The organism is Pseudooctadecabacter sp. (genome assembly GCF_965657175.1).
In the GTDB taxonomy this organism is placed as follows: domain Bacteria; phylum Pseudomonadota; class Alphaproteobacteria; order Rhodobacterales; family Rhodobacteraceae; genus Octadecabacter.
In genome coordinates, this window is record NZ_CBFHNH010000021.1 from 33,148 (window position 1) to 49,332 (window position 16,185).

The 16,185-nt window shown below is 61.5% G+C and carries 16 protein-coding genes and 1 tRNA gene; 7 read left to right on the forward strand and 10 right to left on the reverse strand.

The features are described 5' to 3' along the window. Positions 1-84 precede the first annotated feature (84 nt). On the forward strand, positions 85-2,130 hold the full coding sequence (locus tag ACTG36_RS14445; RefSeq protein WP_439142719.1) for an ASKHA domain-containing protein: 2,046 nt from the start codon (positions 85-87) through the stop codon (positions 2,128-2,130). A gap of 522 nt (positions 2,131-2,652) precedes the next feature. Here ACTG36_RS14445 and ACTG36_RS14450 read toward each other — a convergent pair. Then, positions 2,653-3,408, reverse strand: a complete 756-nt coding sequence (locus tag ACTG36_RS14450; RefSeq protein ID WP_375281350.1) for a hypothetical protein — start codon at positions 3,406-3,408, stop codon at positions 2,653-2,655. 233 nt (positions 3,409-3,641) lie between these two features. On the opposite strand from ACTG36_RS14450, the gene ACTG36_RS14455 reads away from it, so the two are divergent. From ACTG36_RS14455 to ACTG36_RS14470, 4 genes are all read left to right on the forward strand, one after another. Then, complete coding sequence (locus ACTG36_RS14455) at positions 3,642-4,241, forward strand: fasciclin domain-containing protein (protein ID WP_375281351.1); 600 nt, start codon at positions 3,642-3,644, stop codon at positions 4,239-4,241. Between the two features lie 145 nt (positions 4,242-4,386). Then, a tRNA-Gly gene (locus ACTG36_RS14460) sits at positions 4,387-4,460 on the forward strand. A 27-nt stretch (positions 4,461-4,487) separates the two neighbouring features. Then, entirely contained in the window at positions 4,488-4,838 is a 351-nt protein-coding gene (locus ACTG36_RS14465; RefSeq protein WP_375281352.1) for a RidA family protein, read from the forward strand. Then, positions 4,835-5,302, forward strand: a complete 468-nt coding sequence (locus ACTG36_RS14470) for an acyl-CoA thioesterase (RefSeq protein ID WP_375281353.1) — start codon at positions 4,835-4,837, stop codon at positions 5,300-5,302. The genes ACTG36_RS14465 and ACTG36_RS14470 overlap by 4 nt, the downstream gene beginning before the upstream one ends. 2 nt (positions 5,303-5,304) lie before the next feature. Here the strand turns inward: ACTG36_RS14470 and pgi are convergent, their stop codons facing one another. The 9 genes from pgi to ACTG36_RS14515 form a co-directional block, all read right to left on the reverse strand. Further along, on the reverse strand, positions 5,305-6,900 hold the full coding sequence (gene pgi / locus ACTG36_RS14475; protein WP_375281354.1) for a glucose-6-phosphate isomerase: 1,596 nt from the start codon (positions 6,898-6,900) through the stop codon (positions 5,305-5,307). Positions 6,901-6,903: 3 nt separating this feature from the next. After that, positions 6,904-7,569, reverse strand: coding sequence for a 6-phosphogluconolactonase (pgl, locus tag ACTG36_RS14480; protein WP_439142723.1), 666 nt, complete (start codon positions 7,567-7,569; stop codon positions 6,904-6,906). Between the two features lie 27 nt (positions 7,570-7,596). Next, positions 7,597-9,051, reverse strand: coding sequence for a glucose-6-phosphate dehydrogenase (zwf, locus tag ACTG36_RS14485; protein ID WP_375282275.1), 1,455 nt, complete (start codon positions 9,049-9,051; stop codon positions 7,597-7,599). Between the two features lie 75 nt (positions 9,052-9,126). Then, complete coding sequence (locus tag ACTG36_RS14490) at positions 9,127-10,314, reverse strand: 4Fe-4S double cluster binding domain-containing protein (protein ID WP_375282276.1); 1,188 nt, start codon at positions 10,312-10,314, stop codon at positions 9,127-9,129. Continuing rightward, positions 10,311-10,925 (reverse strand): HNH endonuclease, encoded by a 615-nt coding sequence (locus ACTG36_RS14495; protein WP_375282277.1) that lies wholly within the window; start codon positions 10,923-10,925, stop codon positions 10,311-10,313. The genes ACTG36_RS14490 and ACTG36_RS14495 overlap by 4 nt, the downstream gene beginning before the upstream one ends. A 176-nt stretch (positions 10,926-11,101) precedes the next feature. Next, on the reverse strand, positions 11,102-11,770 hold the full coding sequence (locus ACTG36_RS14500; RefSeq protein WP_375282278.1) for an alpha/beta hydrolase: 669 nt from the start codon (positions 11,768-11,770) through the stop codon (positions 11,102-11,104). Next, complete coding sequence (locus tag ACTG36_RS14505) at positions 11,767-12,399, reverse strand: DNA-3-methyladenine glycosylase family protein (protein WP_375282280.1); 633 nt, start codon at positions 12,397-12,399, stop codon at positions 11,767-11,769. Before ACTG36_RS14505 ends, ACTG36_RS14500 begins: the two co-directional genes overlap by 4 nt. Continuing rightward, the gene (locus ACTG36_RS14510) at positions 12,396-13,124 is read right to left on the reverse strand and encodes a cobalt-precorrin-6A reductase (protein WP_375282279.1); all 729 of its coding nucleotides are present in this window, start codon (positions 13,122-13,124) and stop codon (positions 12,396-12,398) included. The genes ACTG36_RS14505 and ACTG36_RS14510 overlap by 4 nt, the downstream gene beginning before the upstream one ends. After that, on the reverse strand, positions 13,121-14,176 hold the full coding sequence (locus ACTG36_RS14515) for a cobalt-precorrin-5B (C(1))-methyltransferase (protein WP_439142727.1): 1,056 nt from the start codon (positions 14,174-14,176) through the stop codon (positions 13,121-13,123). Before ACTG36_RS14515 ends, ACTG36_RS14510 begins: the two co-directional genes overlap by 4 nt. Before the next feature lie 96 nt (positions 14,177-14,272). Between ACTG36_RS14515 and cobA the strand changes: the two genes are divergently transcribed. Together cobA and ACTG36_RS14525 are read left to right on the forward strand one after the other, a co-directional pair. After that, a complete protein-coding gene (gene cobA, locus ACTG36_RS14520) occupies positions 14,273-15,121 on the forward strand; it encodes a uroporphyrinogen-III C-methyltransferase (RefSeq protein ID WP_375281821.1) in 849 nt (282 codons plus the stop codon). Positions 15,122-15,183: 62 nt separating this feature from the next. Beyond that, positions 15,184-16,185: cobyrinate a,c-diamide synthase (locus ACTG36_RS14525; RefSeq protein ID WP_439142729.1), on the forward strand; the 1,002-nt coding region annotated here is incomplete at its 3' end.

A 16,185-nucleotide genomic window follows, 5' to 3' on the forward strand; every position in this document is an offset into this window, starting at 1 on the left:
GTTCCTGAACAAAAAGACGGCGCAAGATGGCTGCCTTTGGCCCCCAAGCGCAGTAGTCTGGCGACAAGCCCGAAAGGTAATGCCATGTCCACAGATCCCCTTGTCGTCTTTACGCCCTCCGGCAAACGAGGGAATTTCCCCGTCGGCACGCCGGTTCTGACCGCCGCGCGGCAGTTGGGTGTCGATCTGGATTCTGTCTGCGGCGGGCGCGGCATTTGTTCCAAGTGCCAGATCACGCCCAGCTATGGCGAATTTCCCAAACACGGACTGACCGCCCGTGACGGCGCGCTGTCGGACTGGAACAGCGTTGAACAACGCTACGACGACAAGCGCGGCCTTGCCAAAGGCCGCCGCCTTGGCTGCCAGGCGACCGTGCAGGGCGATATCGTCATTGACGTGCCTGCCGAAAGTCAGGTGCACCGGCAAGTCGTGCGTAAGGCAGCCAGCACGCGACCCATGGTCATGGACCCCGCCGTGCGCCCCTACTACGTCGAGGTGGCCGAACCCGACATGCACACGCCCACCGGCGATCTGGAACGGCTGGCCGAAGCCCTGCGCGACCAATGGGGCATCGAAAAGATCACTGCGGGCATTTCCGTGTTGCGACAGTTGCAGCCCATGCTGCGTAAGGGCAAATGGACCTGCACTGTGGTGCTGCACAAGGCCCACAATGAGGACACGCACCGCATTCTGGACATCGCGCCGGGCTATTTTGACCGCCCGCTTTACGGCGTGGCCATCGACCTTGGGTCGACCACCATCGCGGCCCACCTAACGGATCTGCGCACCGGTGAGGTCGCGGCGTCGTCCGGCATCATGAACCCGCAAATCCGCTTTGGCGAAGACCTGATGAGCCGGGTGAGCTATTCCATGATGAACCCCGGCGGCGACGGGGAAATGACGGACGCTGTGCGCACGGCCATCAACGCCCTGATCGGGACCCTGACGGCGGAGGCGGGGATCACGCCCGAACAGATTATGGAGGCCGTGTTCGTCTGCAATCCCGTGATGCACCACCTTTTGCTGGGTATCGATCCGGTGGAACTGGGTCAGGCGCCTTTCGCGCTGGCCACGTCGAAATCGATCTCTTTGCATGTGGCCGACCTCGACATCAATTCCATGAACGGTGCGGCGCGGGTGTTCATCCTGCCATGTATCGCGGGCCATGTGGGCGCCGATGCCGCTGCCGTCGCCCTGTCCGAGGCACCGGGCGAACAGGAGGATCTGACCTTGGTCGTCGACGTGGGCACCAATGCGGAAATCCTGCTGGGCAACCGCGAACAGGTCCTCGCCTGTTCATCGCCCACCGGACCCGCGTTTGAAGGCGCGCAGATCAGCTCAGGTCAACGTGCGGCCCCCGGTGCCATTGAACGCATCACCATTGATCCCGCCACCAAAACGCCCCGCTTTCAGGTCATCGGCTGCGGCTTGTGGTCCGATGAGGACGGGTTTGAGGCCGCGATTGCCACCACCGGCGTCACCGGCATCTGCGGGTCCGGCATCATTGAGGCCGTGGCCGAGATGCGCATGGCGGGCCTGCTGGACCCCAAGGGCCTGATCGGGTCCCCCGAACAGACAGGCACGGCGCGCTGCATCCTTGAGGGGCGCACCCATTCCTATGTCATCTATGATGGCACCGCCGATGGTGGCCCGCTGGTGACCGTCACCCAAGGCGACATCCGCGCCATCCAACTGGCGAAATCGGCGCTTTATGCCGGTGCGCGGTTGCTGATGGATGAAATGGGCACCGATACTGTGGACCGCGTGGTGCTGGCCGGTGCCTTCGGCGCACATATCTCACCCAAACATGCGATGGTGCTGGGCATGATCCCTGATGTACCGCTGGACAAAGTCACCTCCGCTGGCAATGCCGCGGGCACCGGCGCACGCATGGCGCTGTGTTCGAACGACGCCCGCACGTCGATTGAGGCCACGGTGCGCGAAATCACCAAGGTCGAAACCGCGATTGAGCCGAAATTTCAGGATCACTTCGTCAACGCCAACGCCATCCCCCATGCCACCGATCCCTTCACGATCCTGCGCAGCGTAGCACCCCTGCCCGATGTCAGTTTCAACACCCAAGGCAGCGGCGAAGACGGCGGACGCCGCAGACGGCGGCGCGCGGGCTAAGAACAAAGCACCCAATCAGATGAAGCCAAATACTTTGATCATTGCGGCTGCGCTTATGGGGCCTGCCAGACAGTCACACCACAAGAACGGGCCGATATGCAGATTGCGGCCCAGCGGGCCCAATCAGATATAGTGCAAACACAGGCCACACCGGCGATCGCAGCTTGCGTATCATACGGGGCGGGGCAGCCCTTTAACGCAGCAAAGCTGACCGCTGCTGGGTTTACGGGCCCCAACAGGGCGTTGGCAGGCGTGGCCTACCGCGCACCGGATTTGTCTGTAGCGCTTAATGAAAATCGCGGTGTGTGCCGCATGTCTTGAATTGGCCTAGCCGCCGGTGCGCCCACACCGGACGTCCTGCGCGCAGAACTGGCCAGTGCGGGCTTTCGCCAGACAGGCCGCCAAGACGGACGGGATGTTTTTTATTCAAATGGCACGACCACGTTGAGCGCGGCCAGCATCATGACGGGGTCCGGTGGCACGCGGTCTCTTGATGTGATCCTGAAACGACGCTGACCCCGATCAGGCCGCGATGTGGCCAACGTGAGCTTTGTGTATTTGTGTGCCCTGCTGACGCCGGCGAAGTGGAGCCGCGGTCTGCACGTGGGCACTGCCCTGCAAAGGTGGCACATGGGCGCGGCGGGCGGCCCATGCGGCCTCCTGCGCGGCTTCGTCTGCCGCGTGCAGCCCCATGACCCGCGCGATCAAAACCGCACTGTACAGCACCATCAGATACACCGGATAGGCCAGCAGCAGCACATCCGCAGCCCCCACCGAATAGACCCCGCACACCGCAGAGGCCAGCAACAGCCCCCAAGCGCTGCCTGTCTCGGTTCTGGGGGCAACATAGGCCTTATAGACCGTGCGCGCGCCGCCCAAGGCCGACACTCCTATAGACAGCGCCAGCGAAAAGGCCGCCGTGTCCGTGACCAGCCAGCTGCCGATGCCCAGACCTGCGGCCCCCATCACCCACAGGTTGGACCGGCTCAACATCCGTCCCGACCCGTAAGGAATGGCCAGCCCGCAGACGACCAAGGTGCCCAAGACCTGTGCTGCAACAAACATAAGCGAAGTGCCTGCGCCTTCCATGATGTTGCTGGCCCCCGACAGGCTGGCCAAGACGGCCCAGATCAACCAACAGGCGCGATCGGGCTTGGCGCGGCCCGCCAGAATGTCGCGCACATAGGGTGCGAAAGCTGCAATGCTAAGGCTGGCGGCCAAAAGTCCGGCCATAAGATATCGGTCGGCCCAAAGGCCGTTCAAAGATAAATCGGTCATCAAATCACTGCCTGAAATTGCGTGACGGTTCAAAACTGCGGGGAAAATATGGCCCCCGTTCCCCCTTAATACGCGGCACCGAAAAATCGGGACAGTCAGGGTTCCCTGACCTTTTGTGCCGCCTGGCCCCAATCGGTGCAGATGCAGAAATTTTGAAAAAATTTGGAACACGCGGCGGGGGGATCGTGTTGTTTACGCAAGCGGCACATGAGCCGCACCGAAAGGACTATGTTATGAAAACGACACTTAAAGCAGCCCTTCTGAGCGCATCCGTATTTGGCTTTGCCGCAATGGCATCCGCTGACACAGATGGCATCATCAACGGCGAACTTCTCAATGAAAATGAAACCATCGTCGAGAACGCGGTCAAAGTATCCAACTTCTCCACTCTGGTCGCCGCTGTTGAAGCCGCTGGCCTGTCGGACGCGCTGATGGGCGAAGGCCCATTCACAATTTTCGCGCCAACAGACGCCGCATTTGCCGCCCTGCCCGAAGGTACAGTCGAAAATCTGCTGCTGCCAGAAAACCGTGACCAGCTGGCGACCTTGCTGCAAAGCCACGTGATCCCCGGCGCCTATACAACAGGCGACATGGAAGTGGCCCTGCTGCAGGACGAAGTCTTTGCAGAAGATTATGAGCTGATGAAGGACGACGGCCTGCTGAAGTTCGACACGCTGGTCCAGACGGACCTGCTGATCGGCAAAGAAGGGTCCAACTTCTACATCGAAACCGCACGCGGCCTTGATGACAACATTCAGGTCATCAACGGTGACATCGCAGCCTCCAATGGTGTGATCCACGTGATTGACCAAGTGATCCTGCCCGCTGGCTAACGCCTCCGGCGTGACGCACCAAACGCCGTCCAGCTTTCCAGCTGGGCGGCTTTTTTCTGGCCAGACGCGGGCGCATCCTTTTTGTGCCGCGACCGCGCAAACCACATTGACTGTCCCGCCGCCCGCCCTTAGGTCTGTGGGCGTTGCGGGTATGGTGAAAAGGTATCACGAAAGCTTCCCAAGCTTCAGTTACGAGTTCGATTCTCGTTACCCGCTCCATTCCCCTTTTGATCTGGAGCCTTCCCCATGTCCGACATCACCCGCATCGACACCAACGCCCGCATGTCCCAAGCCGTTGTGCACAATGGCATCGCCTATCTTGCAGGTCAGGTCGGGGCGGAAGGCGCCAGCGTGACAGAGCAAACGCAGGCCGTTCTGGCCAAAGTAGATGAGGTTCTGGCCAAGGCAGGCACCGATAAGACCAAACTGCTGACCGCACAAATCTGGGTCGCGGACATTGCCACGCAATTTGCCGATATGAACGCCGTTTGGGATGCGTGGGTGCCTGAGGGCTGTGCCCCTGCCCGTTGGACGGGTGAGGCCAAGCTGGCCACCCCGGGCTTCAAAGTCGAAATCATCGTGACGGCGGCCGTTTGACGCCTTATCTGACGCCCCTCACCGGTGACGCACTGCGCGACGCCGGTATCCCCGCGCCGTGGACCTATGGCATCAAAGATCGTGTGCGATTTGGGGAGCTGGACGCGCTGAACCACGTGAACAACGTGGTCTACCCGCGGTGGTACGAAACGCTGCGCGTGCAGTACATGGAAGACTATGGCGTCTACGATCTGGCCGGTCCGGACCCGAAATTCGTGGTCAAATCTGTCAGCGTGGACTACCGCGCCGAAGTGCACCGTGGGGCGGATTACATCAATGTGGGCCGCACCGTGTCCATGCGCAACACCAGCTTTGCCATGGAATACGCCACCTTCGTGGATGGCCAAATCACCACGACGGGCACCTGCATCGTGGTGATCCTGAACGCCGACAATTCAAAACGACCCCTGACAGAGGCCCTGCGCCAGAGGTTCATAGACCGCGATGGCACGCAGCAGATGTAGCGTTACAGCCCGTGGCTGTGCAGGAAGCTGACCAAACCGGCGGTTGATCCGTCTTTGCCTGCCGCATCCGCGCCCTCGACAATCGGTTGCAGCGCCGTGGCAAGTTCTTTGCCCAGCTCAACCCCCCATTGGTCGTAGGAATTGAGGCCCAGCACCACGCCTTCGACAAACACACGGTGTTCGTAAAGGGCGATGATCTGGCCAAGCGTGAACGGGTCTAGTGTCGGATAGGCCAGTGTCGTGGACGGGCGGTTGCCCTTGAAGACACGGTGGTGGGCTTGGCGTTCCAACTCATCCCCTTCGAACTTACCCGCGACTTTTGACCGCGCCTCATCCAGATCGCGGCCTTTCATCAAGGCCTCCGACTGGGCCAGACAGTTGGCAACGAGCAGTTGGTGTTGGTGGTGCAGGTCGTCTTCGTGCCCGCGTGCGGCCACCAGAAATTCGCACGGGATCACCCGCGTGCCTTGGTGGATCAGCTGATAAAAGGCGTGTTGGCCGTTGGTGCCAGGTTCCCCCCAAACGACGGGGCCGGAATTCACCGCCAGTTCAGCGCCGTCCATACTCACGCCCTTGCCGTTACTCTCCATCTCAAGCTGTTGAAGATAGGCGGGCAACCGGCTGAGGTTGTTGTCATAAGGCAGCACAGCGCGGGTGGCATGGCCGCAAACCTGATTGTGCCAGATGCCCACCAACGCCAGCATCGCAGGCATGTTGTCGGCCCAGTCTGCCGCCTGAAAATGACGGTCCATGTCTTGACCGCCCCGCAAAAACGCACGGAAGCCGTCGGCCCCGATGGCGATCATCATGGACAGGCCAATCGGCCCCCACATGGAATAGCGCCCACCGACCCAGTCTTCGAACCCGAACACACGGGTCGCAGGAATACCAAAGTCCGAGGTCTTGTCTTCCGCCGTGCTGAGCGCGGCAAACTGCGCCGCAGGGTCGGCCACGGCCTCCCCCAGCCAGGCCTTTGCGGTGCGCGCATTGGTCATGGTTTCGATGGTGGTGAAGGTCTTGGACGCCACGATCACCAGCGTCGTTGCCGGATCACAGGCGCGCAGGGTGTCCGCGATATCCGCAGGGTCCACGTTGCTGACAAAATGACAGCGCGGCCCGTCGTGATAGGGCCGCAGTGCCAGCACACCCATGGCTGGCCCCAGATCGGACCCGCCGATGCCGATGTTGATCACATCGGTGATCTTGCCGCCCTGCCCCGTGAACACGCCTGCGCGCACATCCTCGGCAAAGCTTTCCATCCGCGCCAAAGTATCCAAAACCCCGGGCATCACGTCCTGCCCGTCAACCATGACCGGCCCACCATCCAGATTGCGCAACGCCGTATGCAGCACGGCCCGACCTTCGGTTTCATTGATGGCCTCGCCGCCGAACATGGCGTCGCGTTTGGCGGCCACACCGGATTGGTCCAGCAGGTCGATCAACAGCGCGCGCCCCTCGGCGTCGATGTTGGTTTTTGAATAATCCAGCCGCATGTCGCCCGCCTGTGCGGCAAAGCCCTGCGCGCGGTCTGCATCGACCAAGGTTTCGAACCGGCGGCTTTTGACGGCCTCATGATGCATCTTCAGCTTATCCCACATGGCTTATCCTTCCGCCCAATGCACAGTTGATCCCGCCAGAATGGCCGCGATCGGGGCCTCCTCGGGGGACAGCCCCCGTGCGCGTTCCAGCGCCTCACGTTTGGCGGCACCGGTGATCACGATATGGCGTGCCATCGCCCCTTTGAGGACCCCGCCCGACAGTGTCACACGCGGCTCCAACCCGTCGGGCGGTTGCACAAAGGCCAGCGCCTGATCGGTGCCAAGGGCGTGGGTCACATCGGCGGAATTGGGGAAAATGCTGGCCGTGTGCATGTCCGCACCCATGCCCAGCAACATCACCGAAATCGGCAAATGCGGGGCAAGGCTTTCGGATTTGGCGGCCAGTGCGGCGTCATCCTCGGGAATGATGTTGACGAAATTGGCCGCCGCCGCCGCATCCTGCAACAGCCGCTGCCGGATCAGTCGTGTATTGGACCTTTCATGATCTTCGGGCACGCGACGCTCGTCGGTCAGCATCACGTCCACACGCGCCCAGTCGATGTGTTTGACTGCACAAAGTGCATCAAAAATCGGCCCCGGCGTGGTCCCGCCGGGCACCGCAAAGGACGCGCGGTCCTGTGCCAGAAGGACGTTTTCCAAATCACCGGCCAGAACGCTGGCCAGATCCATCATCATCATTTCGGCGTCGGGGTATTCTACAAAGTCCATGACGGCTCCTTAGTTCGTGCGCCCTGCTCAGGCCTTGATCTGGCTCCAACGGCGGCCTTCGCGGTGCATCAATAGCAACGCATCATCAGGCCCCGCAGATCCCTGATCGTAGAGTTTCGGCACATCGCCGCGCTTTTCCCAACCTTCGATGATCGGATCGGTCCATGCCCATGCGGCTTCAACCTCATCGCCGCGCATGAACAGCGTCTGGTTGCCGCGGATCACATCCATGATCAGACGTTCATAGGCGTCGGGGCTGTCTTCGGCATCAGGGCCAAGGGCATCGGCAAAGGTCATGTCCAGCGGCACGTCCACCAGACGCATCCCCCCCGGTCCGGGTTCCTTGATGGTCACCCGCAACTGCATGCCTTCGTTGGGCTGCAACTGGATGGACAGGATGTTGCGGTGGCGTTCCTGATCGCCAGGAAAGATCGAATGGCCAAGGTCCTTGAACACCACCACGATCTCAGACGCGCGCGCTTTGAGCTTTTTGCCCGTGCGCAAATAAAACGGCACGCCCGCCCATCGCCAGTTGGCGATTTCGGTGCGCATGGCGATGAAGCTTTCGGTGTGGGACCTCTCGTTCTCCGCATCTTCGCGGTAGCTGGGGTCATCACCGTCACGGTCATACTGCCCGCGCACGATGTGGTGTGGTTCAACGGGCTGCAACGCACGGATCACCTTCAACTTTTCATCGCGCACCGCATCGGCCTCAAAGACCGACGGGGCCTCCATCGCGATGAGGCACAAAAGCTGCATCAGGTGGTTTTGCACCATGTCCCGCATGGCACCGGATTTGTCGTAATAGGCCCCGCGCCCGCCGACACCCACGGTTTCCGCCACAGTGATTTCGATATGATCGACGTAGTGGTTGTTCCACAGCGGTTCGAACAAGATATTCCCAAAGCGGACAGCCATCAGGTTTTGCACCGTCTCTTTGCCCAAGTAATGGTCAATCCGGTAAATCTGGCTTTCCTTGAAATGCTCCGCCAGCGTTGCGTTCAACGCCTGCGCGGAGTCCAGATCACGGCCAAATGGCTTTTCGACGACGACACGGCTGTTGGCATCGGCGATCTTATAGGTGTGCAACCGTTCGGCCAGATCGCCAAACAAGCTGGGTGCCACAGAGAAGTAAAAGGCGTTGACGACCTCAAAACGGATCAGCTTGTGCAGCTCTTTCCAGCCGCCTTCGCCCTTTGCATCCACCGCGATGTAATCCAGCTGGGCCAGAAACGCCTCAAGTCCTTTGGTGTTTTTGGCCTCCTCCCCGCCGAATTCGGCGATCGCGTCGCGGATCATCTCACGGTAGCCGGCGCTGTCCAGATCGGACCGCGCAGCACCGATAATACGGGAGGTTTCGGGCATTTGACCGGACAGGAACCGCCGGAACAGACCAGGCAAGATCTTGCGTCGGGCCAGATCGCCGGTACCTCCGAAAATCACAAGGTCAAAGTCTTCTACAGGAATGACGCGGGATACCATTCGGGGCCTCCTATTCGGGTCGCGGTTAGCGCTAACGCCGCCTCTTTATCCCCCTGACCGCGCGACGTCTAGCGTTCATCCGCCCCCCGCCCACCAATTCGACGGCTTCAGGCGTGCGGGTGCGTGTCGTGCGGCCCACCAGCGCGCGATGCGCCGCCAGCGGGACGTCGCCAGACGATACCACAGCGAGCCCTGATTGTGATGGTTGAACGGACAGACCCGCATACAAATCGCGCAATCGGTTTTGATCTTGGCCCAATAGCCAAAGCAGGCTTCGCAATTGGCGGACCATTTCTTCACGCCGGTTTGGGTCGATGGACTGCCATTGGCCGTGTTCCCACCAAAGTCGGGCGCGCCTTTGGGCAGGGCTTTGGGTGGGCAGGCATCAGCGCAGATTGTGCAATCATAGCAATACCTTGTAAGGCCAAGCTCACGCACAACATCAACGGCCAAAGGCATATTCGTAAAGATTTTGGAAAACCGCACCCTTGGCCCGAATTCCGGCGTCAGCACCATCTGGTTGCGTCCGTATTCGCCCAAGCCCGCTTTGATCGCGTAGGGAATGACCAAGGCCGTGTCATTCATTGATGCCACCGCCTCAAAGCCCAGATTGCGAATATAGGCGGCCAGTTGCATTACAATCGCGGCCTCATGGCTGTATTCGCGCCCCGTGGCCGCCCCTGCCAAGGCGCTGGGATAGGTATCGACCAGTGTTTTATCCATCTCGTGGCCCATCACAATCACATGGGTCAGCCCGTCAGGCAGTGTGTTGGGCACAGGCTCCATCGTTTTGGTGTCGGGTCGGTGGGTGTAATGCCAACGCGGATCAAAATGGGTGATCCCGCACAGATCGGCCCCAAAAAACCGCGCCAGACGCTTGATCTCTGCGGCTTCGTCCTCGGGCGGGGCTAGATCAACCGATCTAGCGGCCACTGGCGTGTCATTTCGGATGGCGCCCTGAAACCCTTCGCGCAGGCCGTCGTCTGCGGCGCGGTTGGATATGATGTCGCTGACCAGCCAAGCCGCATTGCGCAGGGCGAAATCGCGTGGGCCGAATCCTTCGCCCCGTCTCGCGGCGGCCTCCATCCGGTAGCTTGCGAAAAACCCGTCGGTGTCGGCACTGCGCACGCGGTCGTCCCACATGGCGCGGGTGAAGATGTCGTTCATCTGGTTGAAGGGTTCAAAATCATCGGCCACCTCGAACCCTGCAGCGGCATCACTGGCGCGCAGGTGATCTGGCGTGCGGTTCTTGGGCCAGTTCACGCCTCCAGCTCGGCGTCCCAATAGAGGAAATCAAGCCAGCTGTCGTGCAGCCAGTTGGGCGGGAATTTCCGGCCCATGTTGCGCAACTGTTCGGCGGCCGGTTGGCGCGGCGGCTTACGCAAGGACAATCCCGACCGTTTGAGGGACTTGGACCCTTTCGACAGGTTGCACTTGGAACAGGCAGCCACCACGTTTTCCCATGACGTCACCCCGCCCGAGGCACGCGGCACCACATGGTCAAAGGTCAAATCCCCCGTGGCCCCGCAATACTGGCAGGCAAATTCATCGCGCAAAAACAGGTTAAAGCGGGTGAAGGCAACTTTCCGTTGGGGTTTGACGAAATCCTTAAGGACCACGACCGACGGGATGCGTATTTCCATCGACGGCGACCGGGCCACGTCATCATATTCGGCAACGATATCAACACGGTCCAACCAAGCCGCCTTTACCGCATCCTGCCATGGCCACAGCGACAGCGGATAGTAGGACAAGGGCCGGTAATCCGCGTTCAGCACCAAGGCAGGGTGATGTTTCAGCCCTGCAGGCTGGCGCACAAAATCCGCCCTGAAATCGCTGTTGGTTTGGTCGTGAATTTGCAAAATCTGTCCCACCCTGTCTGCCGCTGCATGGCATCAGAGCGGGAGCCCCGCTCCTGCCTTCAAGCTGACTATATATGCCAGCCAAGACCTGACAAGCCCTAGATGTTGACAGTTTCATGACAGGGTGTCGCAACGGCATCCGCGCGACAAAACGTACAGACCTGAGAGGGTTCAAAACGCCTGTGACGTTACTGATACCCCAGCCGTTCGCGCATAAACGCCAACGCAACCGACAGCCCGTCTGGGGCGATCCCATGTCCGGTGCCTTTCTGGATGTGGGCATACACCTCTTTCCAACCGGCCTGTTGCAAGGCTTCGGCAGCAGCGGGCAAGGATTGCACGGGAACAACATCGTCCTCATCGCCGTGGATCAGAAGGACCGGCGGGCGGCAGACCACCTCATCATTGAGCAATTCAGGCTCCAACAAACGACCGGAGAACGCGCACAATCCCGCGACCGCATCTTCGCGGCGGGGCAAAACATGCAGCGACATCATCGTGCCTTGCGAAAAGCCCAGCACCATCACCTGTTCGGGCAGCAGATCTTCATCGACCATGATCCCGTCCAGATAGGCATTCAGGTCCGCTGCCGCCCGTTCCAGCCCTGCGCGCGATTCTTCTTCGGACGATCCGTCGATCCATGGGATCGGGAACCACTGAAACCCCATTGGGCTGCCCGCACAATCCTCCGGCGCGTCGGGCGCAAAAAAGGCTGTGTCGGGCAGATGCTCCGCCAGCGGATCAGCCAGCCCCATCAGATCAGCCGCATTGGCGCCGTAGCCGTGCAAAAAGATCACTGCGGATCGCATTTCGCCTGACGCAGGTTCGCGCCTCTCCGACTTCAATACCCGTGTCATCTGATGCCATCCCTCTTTTGTGCAACGCGGTAGTACGCCCACAACAGCCGCGCTGCAACCGACCGCCACGGGGCCCAGTCTTCGGCCATCTTGCGAAAGGCGGCCTCTTTCGGGCGTTCGGGCAAATCATACAGGACTTTCGCGGCCTCTTGCAGGGCCAGATCACCGGGGGCGAAGACATCGGCATGCCCCAAAGAAAACATCGCATAAATCTCCGCTGTCCACGGGCCGATTCCCGGCACTGCGACCAGCGTTTTGACCACATCCTTGGTGGGCATCTGGCGCAGAGCATCAAAATCGATCTCTGCGCGGGCCAATTCATGGGTATAGCGGATTTTCTGACGGCTGAGACCCACGGAGCGCAAATCGTCCTCACGCGCGGCGGCACAGGCCTCAGGTGTGGTAAAACCCGCCTCCTGCATCCTGACCCAAATTGCTGCGGCACTGGCAATGCTGACCTGCTGGCCCACGATGGCCGACAGCAATTCGGCAAAGCCATCGGGCTTGCGCCGCAGGGGCAATTTACCCGTTTGCGCGTAGGCGGCTTTCATACGCGGACATCGGTCCGCCAGCCATGCCATGCCTTCGGCCACGTCGTCATCTGTTTCAATGATGCGATGTACATTCATTGCTGTTTCACCCATGCCAAGGCTTCCTCCACCGATGTCACGACCACGCCCGTTGTCGGCGCAGGCCGTGCGATCATCAGCACCGGCAGTCCCAATATGCGCGCGGCATCAAGCTTGGCACGGCCCCCGTTGCCACCGGCATTCTTGGTAATCAGATGGGTCACGCCCAGCCCCTCGAACAGCGCCACTTCGGAGGCCACAGAAAACGGTGGTCGCCCGATCACGAATTCCCCGCCCTCAAAGGGCAAGGGGGCCGTGGGCGGGTCAATGACACGGACCAGAATGCGCCGACCCTCCAGCGCGCGAAACCGCGCCACAGTCTGGCGGCCCGTTGCCAAAAACACCGTCGCACCCATGGGCACAAGGGGGTCTGCGTCCTCAGGCGTGGTGATTTGGGTCCAATCGTCCCCGTCTTGTGGCGTCCAGGCAGGCCGGATGAGCTGCGCATAGGGCAGTCCCAGCTGCGCGCAAATCCGCGCCGTCCGGTCCGAAATCCGGTCCGCAAAGGGATGGGTCGCATCCAGCACGGCGCGAATATTTTCGGCGGCCAGAACCTCACGAAAGCCATCTTCGCCCCCGAATCCACCGATGCGCGTGGGGACCGGCAACGGCTCTGGCGACCGCGTGGCCCCGGCCAAAGACGCCAAGACCCGCAGCCCGCTGTCCGCCAGCCCCCAAGCGATCCGTTTGGCCTCTCCCGTGCCTGCCAACAACAAAAGGGTCATGCGCGGCCAATCACCGTGCCCGCACGGTCTATCACGATCGTAGAACAGGCGACGCCCGATCCGTCGAGCAATCGTTCCGCCGCAGCCTTGGCGTCCTGTGCGACGTCGGCGGCAAATCCCGCGCCCAGCATGTCATAGACCTGCAAGGCCGTGTTCGCACCCGCCACATCCGCACGACCATAGCGCGCGGCCAGCCTGTCAAAATCTACTCGAGAGCGCCCCGAATGCAGATCAATCGCCCCCTGCGCCAGCTTGGTCATTTTGCCGATCCCGCCGCCGATGGTCAGATGGGTGATGCCCTGTCCATCCGGCGCTTTCGCAAGGTATTTCAACAGCCCACCGGCAAAATCCCCCATATCCAGCATCGCATGATCCGGCAGGGCGAACATCTCCTGCACAACCTTTTCGGATGTGTTGCCGGTACAACCTGCCACATGGGTCAGCCCATCCGCACGGGCCACATCAATCCCGCGATGGATCGACGCGATCCATGCCGCACATGAAAACGGGCGCACGATGCCGGTGGTCCCAAGGATCGATAATCCGCCCTCAATGCCCAGCCGAGGGTTCCACGTCTTCATCGCAATCTGTGCCCCGCCGCGCACCGACACGGTAATCTGCACATCGGGTGCAGCACCATAGGCCACGGCTGCCGCCGCCACCTCCTGATCCATCATCGAACGGGGCACGGGATTGATCGCAGGCTCCCCTATCCCAATCGGCAGGCCGGGCTTGGTGACGGTGCCGACCCCCTCACCGGCTGCGAACACAACGCCGCCCACTGAGGCCTCAACCCGCACCCGCACGGTGACGCCATGGGTGACATCCGGGTCGTCGCCTGCGTCTTTGACAATGCCCGCCTCGGCCCAGCCCGCGCCCGCGCGGGGCTCCACGACCTCAAACTCGGGCACCTCGCCTTTGGGCAACACGATCGACACGCGCGCGGGGATACCGTCCCCCCATAGCCCTGCCAGCGCCGCCTTGGTGGCGGCGGTGGCACAGGCGCCCGTGGTCCAGCCTCGGCGCAGCTCTCCCTCGGGCTTTCGCGTCATGGGGCGACCTTACCCAGCCTGCGACGTGACGCCAATGCACAAACAGACGTCGCCTTGCACCTTTCCAGCCCGTCCAAAGTGGCCCATAAACGGGTCATGACAACGATGCCCCTTCCCGCCTCAGATTGGCCCACATTAGAACCCGGCTGGGTCTGGCTGTGTGGCGCAGGCCCAGGTGATCCGGGCCTGCTGACACTGCATGCGCTCAACGCGCTGCGTCAGGCGGATGTGGTGATCTACGACGCGCTGGTGCAAGAGGCGATCTTGGACTGGGCCCCGCAGGCAGAGCATATCTATGCCGGCAAACGCGGTGGCAAACCCAGTGCCAAACAGCGCGATATCTCCCTACGGCTGGTCGATCTGGCGCGGAGCGGCAAACGGGTGCTGCGCCTTAAGGGCGGTGATCCCTTCGTGTTTGGCCGTGGCGGGGAAGAGGCGCAAACGCTGGTGCAACACGGCGTGCCCATCCGCATCATCCCCGGCATTTCGGCAGGCATCGGCGGGCTGGCCTATGCAGGCATCCCAGTAACGCACCGCGATGTGAACCAATCGGTGACCTTCGTGACGGGCCACGACCAGTCCGGCAACACGCCGTCCTCACTGGATTGGCACGGTATCGCACGCGGCTCCCAGGTCATCGTCATCTATATGGGCATGAAACACGCGGCCCAAATCTCCGCCCAGCTGATCGCGGCCGGACGCAGCGCCAGCGAACCGGTGGCCGTTGTGACCACCGCCACTACAGCCGACCAACAGGTGATGGAAACCACCTTGGCGCAGCTTGACGCGGACATCAAAGCCTCGAACTTTGAGCCTCCGGCGATCATCTGCATCGGTCAGGCCGTGCGCATGCGCGACGTGCTGGACTGGCAGGCGCAGGCGGCAGGCATCCCGCCCGTGAACCTTGATCCGCTGGACCGTGGCCGCCCCGCCGAATCCGCCTGAGGCCACGCACAGCGGTCCCTCTTCATCTGGCCCGAAAAACTCAACACCAAGGTCGCCATCTGATGTCCAAAGGCCTGATCATCGCAGCCCCCGCCTCAGGCGCTGGCAAAACCACCGTGACACTGGGCCTGCTGCGGGCCTTGAACCGGACGGGCCATATGACGCGGTCGTTCAAATCCGGACCGGACTATATCGATCCCGCCTTTCACGCCGCAGCCACCGGCCAGCCCTGCCTGAATTTGGACGCTTGGGCGATGTCGTCCGACCGCCTATCCGATCTGATCACAGCAGAGGCAGACTTCATCATCGAAGGGGCCATGGGCCTTTTCGACGGCGCACCGCCCATGGGCAAAGGCGCCACCGCCGATCTTGCCCGTCAGTTTGGCTTGCCGGTGGTGCTGGTCGTCAACGCAGCGTCCATGTCCCATTCTGTCGCCGCAGTGGTCCGTGGCTTTGCCACCCATGACCCTGACGTGCAGATCGCTGGCGTGATCCTGAACAACGTGGGCTCTGAGCGCCACGGAGCGATGCTGCGCTCAGCCCTCGCCCCATTGGACATTCCCGTTCTGGGCACGCTGCCACGCAGCGCAAATCTGGCGCGCCCGTCGCGCCATCTTGGGCTGGTGCAGGCCGGCGAAATGCCTGACCTTGACCGCTTCCTTGCCACCGCCGCCGATCACGTCGCAACCCACGTTGACCTCATAGCCCTAAGCGCCCTGATGGCGCCCCCGCGCGCGCCGGGTCCGCGGGGACCGCGGGATCGGGGCGCGGCGCCGAAAACCATTGCACTTGCCCAAGACGCGGCCTTTTCCTTCAGCTATCCTCACCAGATCGCGGACTGGCAGGCCGCTGGCACCAAAATCCTGCCGTTTTCGCCCCTCGCGGATGACGCAGTGCCTGAGGCCGAGGCTGTCTTTCTGCCCGGTGGCTATCCGGAACTTCACGCGGCCTGTCTGGCCGCCAATCAGACCTTCATGCAAAGCCTAAAGGTCGCCGCACAAACATCTGATATTTATGGTGAATGTGGCGGCTACATGACCCTTGGCGAAACCCTGATCGACGCG

Coding starts and splice junctions, on each gene's coding strand:
- ACTG36_RS14445 (WP_439142719.1), top strand. CDS start 85: ATGTCCACAGATCCCCTTGTCGTCTTTACGCCCTCCGGCAAACGAGGG.
- ACTG36_RS14450 (WP_375281350.1), bottom strand. CDS start 3,408: ATGACCGATTTATCTTTGAACGGCCTTTGGGCCGACCGATATCTTATG.
- ACTG36_RS14455 (WP_375281351.1), top strand. CDS start 3,642: ATGAAAACGACACTTAAAGCAGCCCTTCTGAGCGCATCCGTATTTGGC.
- ACTG36_RS14465 (WP_375281352.1), top strand. CDS start 4,488: ATGTCCGACATCACCCGCATCGACACCAACGCCCGCATGTCCCAAGCC.
- pgi (WP_375281354.1), bottom strand. CDS start 6,900: ATGTGGGATAAGCTGAAGATGCATCATGAGGCCGTCAAAAGCCGCCGG.
- pgl (WP_439142723.1), bottom strand. CDS start 7,569: ATGGACTTTGTAGAATACCCCGACGCCGAAATGATGATGATGGATCTG.
- zwf (WP_375282275.1), bottom strand. CDS start 9,051: ATGGTATCCCGCGTCATTCCTGTAGAAGACTTTGACCTTGTGATTTTC.
- ACTG36_RS14500 (WP_375282278.1), bottom strand. CDS start 11,770: ATGACACGGGTATTGAAGTCGGAGAGGCGCGAACCTGCGTCAGGCGAA.
- ACTG36_RS14505 (WP_375282280.1), bottom strand. CDS start 12,399: ATGAATGTACATCGCATCATTGAAACAGATGACGACGTGGCCGAAGGC.
- ACTG36_RS14510 (WP_375282279.1), bottom strand. CDS start 13,124: ATGACCCTTTTGTTGTTGGCAGGCACGGGAGAGGCCAAACGGATCGCT.
- ACTG36_RS14515 (WP_439142727.1), bottom strand. CDS start 14,176: ATGACGCGAAAGCCCGAGGGAGAGCTGCGCCGAGGCTGGACCACGGGC.
- cobA (WP_375281821.1), top strand. CDS start 14,273: ATGACAACGATGCCCCTTCCCGCCTCAGATTGGCCCACATTAGAACCC.